The sequence below is a fragment of the Endozoicomonas sp. SESOKO3 genome, assembly GCF_024606255.1.
Genome location: NZ_JAHHPR010000494.1, coordinates 1 through 4,842 on the forward strand (window position 1 = coordinate 1; position 4,842 = coordinate 4,842).

Annotated in this window: 7 protein-coding genes and 4 tRNA genes; 1 reads left to right on the forward strand and 10 read right to left on the reverse strand. The window is 47.3% G+C overall.

Features of this window, described 5'->3' with window-relative positions; translation table 11 throughout:
* From KDK18_RS08520 to KDK18_RS08565, 10 genes are all read right to left on the reverse strand, one after another.
* Positions 1-336, reverse strand: a 336-nt coding sequence (locus KDK18_RS08520) for a transcription termination/antitermination protein NusG (RefSeq protein WP_257254480.1), incomplete at its 3' end; no start/stop codon positions are given.
* Positions 337-345: 9 nt separating this feature from the next.
* Entirely contained in the window at positions 346-717 is a 372-nt protein-coding gene (gene secE / locus KDK18_RS08525; RefSeq protein WP_257254481.1) for a preprotein translocase subunit SecE, read from the reverse strand.
* A 61-nt stretch (positions 718-778) separates the two neighbouring features.
* A tRNA-Trp gene (locus tag KDK18_RS08530) sits at positions 779-854 on the reverse strand.
* A gap of 148 nt (positions 855-1,002) precedes the next feature.
* A tRNA-Thr gene (locus KDK18_RS08535) sits at positions 1,003-1,078 on the reverse strand.
* Between the two features lie 17 nt (positions 1,079-1,095).
* A tRNA-Gly gene (locus KDK18_RS08540) sits at positions 1,096-1,169 on the reverse strand.
* A gap of 70 nt (positions 1,170-1,239) precedes the next feature.
* Positions 1,240-1,323: transfer RNA gene (locus KDK18_RS08545), tRNA-Tyr, on the reverse strand.
* A gap of 106 nt (positions 1,324-1,429) precedes the next feature.
* Positions 1,430-2,128, reverse strand: a complete 699-nt coding sequence (locus tag KDK18_RS08550; RefSeq protein WP_257254482.1) for an SPOR domain-containing protein — start codon at positions 2,126-2,128, stop codon at positions 1,430-1,432.
* Between the two features lie 94 nt (positions 2,129-2,222).
* Positions 2,223-2,975: a type III pantothenate kinase gene (locus KDK18_RS08555; RefSeq protein ID WP_257254483.1), complete on the reverse strand. Its 753-nt coding sequence runs from the start codon at positions 2,973-2,975 to the stop codon at positions 2,223-2,225.
* Positions 2,972-3,934, reverse strand: coding sequence for a bifunctional biotin--[acetyl-CoA-carboxylase] ligase/biotin operon repressor BirA (birA, locus tag KDK18_RS08560; protein WP_257254484.1), 963 nt, complete (start codon positions 3,932-3,934; stop codon positions 2,972-2,974). Before birA ends, KDK18_RS08555 begins: the two co-directional genes overlap by 4 nt.
* Positions 3,935-4,177: 243 nt before the next feature.
* The gene (locus KDK18_RS08565) at positions 4,178-4,312 is read right to left on the reverse strand and encodes a hypothetical protein (RefSeq protein ID WP_257254485.1); all 135 of its coding nucleotides are present in this window, start codon (positions 4,310-4,312) and stop codon (positions 4,178-4,180) included.
* A 60-nt stretch (positions 4,313-4,372) separates the two neighbouring features.
* On the opposite strand from KDK18_RS08565, the gene KDK18_RS08570 reads away from it, so the two are divergent.
* Positions 4,373-4,842 (forward strand): WD40 repeat domain-containing protein (locus tag KDK18_RS08570; RefSeq protein WP_257254486.1); only part of this gene is annotated, 470 nt, incomplete at its 3' end.

A 4,842-nucleotide genomic window follows, 5' to 3' on the forward strand; every position in this document is an offset into this window, starting at 1 on the left:
CTGAACACGCTGCAGTATCGCATCGGCCTCTTTTTCAGTGATAGGTGCCGGCTTATCCGCGGTACCACCAATAAAGCCCATCACTCGAGGAGTATCTTTAATAAGATGCCAACTATCTTCATTCATTTCCATCTGGACTAATACATATCCAGGGAAGAATTTACGCTCACTTTTGCGCTTCTGGCCGTTCCTGATTTCAACCACTTCCTCGGTAGGCACCAAAATCTCACCAAAGAGATCCTCCATACCATGAAGTTTTACGCGCTCAATCAGCGAACGCATCACCTGCTTCTCATAGCCGGAGTAGGCATGAACCACATACCAACGTTTCGCCATTATTTATCCCTATCCAATCAGGCTACTGATGATCCAGCCTAGCAGAGAATCAAGCGCCCATAAAATGAGCCCCATAATAACAACCACCGCCACAACAATCAGCGTGGTCTGAACAGTTTCCTGACGAGTCGGCCAGACTACTTTTCGAATCTCAACCTTTGCTTCTTTGACCAATGTCCAAAAAGCATCACCCTTTACGGTTTGAAGCGCAATAAACCCGGCCACTACAGCCAGAGCCACCAACGCCAACGCTCTATAGAGAACAGAATACTCACCAAAGTACACATTCCCGCCAACACCAGCAACTAACAGAACCGCCACCAGAGCCCACATGAGCCCGTCCAGTCGTCCTTTAGATGCTACTTCAGGTTTTCCACTCATTGGTTGACTATCTCTACTCGGATAAGCTTTGTCAGAACAAAACGCTGACATAAAATAGAAATGGCAGGCCAGGAGGGAATCGAACCCCCAACCCCCGGTTTTGGAGACCGGTGCTCTACCAATTGAACTACTGGCCTGTATCTTTGAGCAGTCTTGTTATACCCACCCCGATACAAGGACCGATCAATTATAATCGACCCCAATCAAGCTGAAAAGTCTTATTCTTTTTTAAACCTCTTTTAACAGAGGCCAGAAACAGGAGTAAACTACCGTATTTCTATCATATGGAGCTCTTGAGCAGATTTGAACTGCCGACCTCACCCTTACCAAGGGTGCGCTCTACCAACTGAGCTACAAGAGCACTTAAATCAGAATCAATGGAGCGGGTAGCGGGGATCGAACCCGCATCATCAGCTTGGAAGGCTGAGGTTCTACCATTGAACTATACCCGCGAAGCAGGACCACATCATGCAGTATGCCCACTTATCAAGCCAACTTACAACAAAAGAAGACCTGGCAATCTGGTGGTGGGGGCTGGATTCGAACCAGCGAAGCTTTCGCGTCAGATTTACAGTCTGATCCCTTTGGCCGCTCGGGAACCCCACCAAGTGCTGCGCTATTTTATTCAGGAGCTTTTCAATGTCAAGTTTGTTTCCCTGCAAACGATACAGAAAGCCTGCTTTATTTAACCGCCCCGAAGCGCAGGCGTATATTAGTGAATCGAATCATCGGATGCAACGCTTTTGCAGTTTTTTTCCAGCATTTTCAGATCATTGTATTCGTCGGCCTGTCTCTCCCAAAAACCAGCACTTAACTTTTTTGCTTCTGAATCCGTCATCTCCAGCCAGAAAGTTTCAGGCTCACGGGGCAACTTTTTAATAGCGGGTTCATAACCCGCTTCTTGTACACGACGACTGACTTCATTTGCCGAAACCTCTTTACTGAATAACCCCAGAGATATGCCATTGGCCAGTTCTCCCTGTGTAATCACAAAACTGTCTATCCCCTGCCCCTGCAATTCTCTTAACAATCTTATTGCCGCCTGACGATTACTTCGGGGCGGAATATGCACCCAGTAGTCTGCAAGCATTACCTCATTGTCAGAGCGTTCTCTACTCGAAACACCCACTGAAAAGAGTTTTTGCTGCAGACTGTCTGCTTTTGCTGAGGATTCAAAAGGTCCCACTACAAGACACTGAGCTTCAGCGATTCCCTTGGTTTCTTTTTTCTTCAGTGTTTGCTCAGGAAGTGTTGACGCCATTTCAGAGAGCAGCATCAATCTTTTACCTGCCTGTACAGGCACTTCGGTGTCGACTTTTATTGCCCGATAAGGCTTATGAGACTGGTGATAATAGCCCCAAACAAAGTAGCCGACATTGGACAAGAGAAGTATTAGAACGATCCAGCGCATACTAAAAACCGAATTTTGAAAGTTACACCCTATAAAGAACCTCTTTAAAAAGTATGACTTCCCGTTAATTGTTAATCAGAGTGATCAATTAACATTATTGTCTTTCAGAGGCAATCGAGAGTCCATCCAAAACCAGCTCTTCAATCAGAACCTGCTCTATTTCTTCCTTTATATAGGCTTGCAACAAAGAGGCATCACCTCCGGTTAAAAACAAACGGGCTCCCGGCCATTTGAGACAAGTCTCATTAATGAGAGATACTGCCATGGCCAGAACACCATGATTAATGCATTCTGAAGTGACAGTGCCCAGTGCCGTCGCCTCTGCAGGATGCTCAATGTTGTCGAGATTGGCTGTATTGACCGCCAGAGCTTTCTTCATCAGACGGATACCCGGAACAATGAAGCCCCCCTGATGATCTCCCTGACCATCAATTACATCCACTGTAATAGCTGTACCACAACTAACAACGACTTTGGTGTCGTCGAGTGGATGAGCATGTGCCGCTAGCATGGCCAGCCAACGATCTACACCCAACCTCTCTACTTCTTTATAGATAACCGTGAGACCAGCAAAGGTTTTTTGGGTTTTGGCAATAAATGGCTCTATGCCGGTAGCTTCTGACAATATGCGCAACAACTGACCTAATCTTGCGTTTCCAGAGACTGTCGAAATAGCAATGGAATGAAGAGTACCCCATTGTTCCAGCAGCAGAGACAAGATAATCTGCCAGTCAGCATCATTATTAATGAAGCCTGACTGAACGGCAGCTCTACCCGCCATCAGACGCCATTTGAGCCGCGTATTTCCTGCATCCAGCTGCAGCTGACTACCCGTGAGTTTGTTCATGACTGACGTAATGACACTTCACCACCATTAAACACATGAAGACCAGAAGCTGTCTCAAGCAGCAGTCCACCCTGATCATCCACTCCCATGTAACGCCCTGTTACGGATCGGGTAGAAGCCATTATTGTAACTTCCCTGCCATGAAAGGCATCGTATTCATACCATTGTTCCCTGTACAGTTTAAAGCCACCTTGTCCGAACCCATCGAGTAAATGTGTCAGAGTATTGATCAACTGACCTGCGACCGCGTTTCGACTCACCGCTCTGCCACACACCCGGAAAAGGTCGATAGCAGGCTGACCCACTGACGCCAACTGCTCATCACTTAAACGGACATTAATGCCTATCCCAATCACCACTTCACACTCTCCCGTGGGATCTCCATGAACTTCCAGTAACACACCGCAGAGTTTTTTACCCTGCCAAAGAACGTCATTGGGCCATTTAAGCTTTAACTCTCTGGCTCCCAGTGTTTCCAATGCTTTCGCAACACCCAGACCGACCGCAAGACTGAGCCCTTCCAGCGAAGCCGTTCCCTCACCGCTCTGCCACAAGGCTGATAAACACACTGTTGAACCAAAAGGACTGCTCCATACACGACCCCGTCGCCCCCGCCCTTTTAACTGATGCTCAGCCAGACAAAAACGGATGACCCCTTCGGAAACCGGTCCAAGGGCACGAACCAGATCATTGGTTGACTTTGTAATAACGCAGGTATGAACTTCAGATTTATTACGAACGTCAGGATCTATAAAGCTTTCAATCTTTTTGTGATCAAGAAGCTCAACACCACCGCCGAGGCGGTAACCCTTACCTCGCACAGAATCCAGTGCCAGGCCAAGCTCTTCAACCGCTTTCAGTTTTTTCCAGACAGCTGCCCGGCTAATCCCAAGATGCTCACCCAGTTCTTCACCGGAATGGAATTGTCCATCTGCCAACAAGCCCAGTAATTTATCCATCAACCACTCCCAACAACTGAGAGCAAATAATATGCGCTTCATTCCAGCTGCTCAAATCATTCAGACATTCAGTCTGATTCAGCAGATGCCAGAAGAAGCGGTTACAAGAGGCGTTACAGAAGTGCATAATGCTTCGCTGCGTACAACCTTCTTAAGTCACATTGTTCACAGCGGTTCTTCAAGGAACGATATTGCAGTGGGTCTTTTAGTTTTCTTTCACCCGGACCGAGCTTATACTCAACCTCAAGCGATCAGTCCGGATGCTCTCTTTTGCAACTCTGCGTGAGAGAGAGGTTTTTCATCCAAGATACTGAAAGTACTGAAAGCGCTCCTGTCATGAAGAAGTCTCAACTCTCTATCTTCACTGTTTTTTGTCATAGCCACGCCGGCTCCGGAAACTTTCCGAATGATTCAAAGCCGGAACTCTGGAGGAAGGTAATGAACTTTGGAAAGGGTCTGACTATCGCAAGTCTGCTTATCTCTCTGCCATTAAACCTTACAAAAGCTCAATCAGGCTTTAATCAGCGAGCACAAATACCTCCTCAATTATTCTATGAAATTAACACAGATCCGAACCAGCCACAGGCAATACCCACTTCAACGCCCACTGTCGCACAGCCAGCACCTTGTGGACCCCACAGTGCTTTGAGTATTGCATGGAATAAAAACAGTACGCTCATGGCTGTGGGAGTCGGTTCCGGCGCTATTCGCTGCGGCCTTGCAGGATCCTTGCAAATCTTTAATGTGAGTTCAGGGATCCCCAGACTTCTGCGTACCATACACGCAACAAACTGGATAGAAAGCGTTACTTTCAGCCCCGACGGCACTCAGCTTGTAACGGGAGGGGATGATAATACGGTCAATGTTTATGAAGGGGTGAGCCCGTTCAACCACCTGCAAACCCTGAC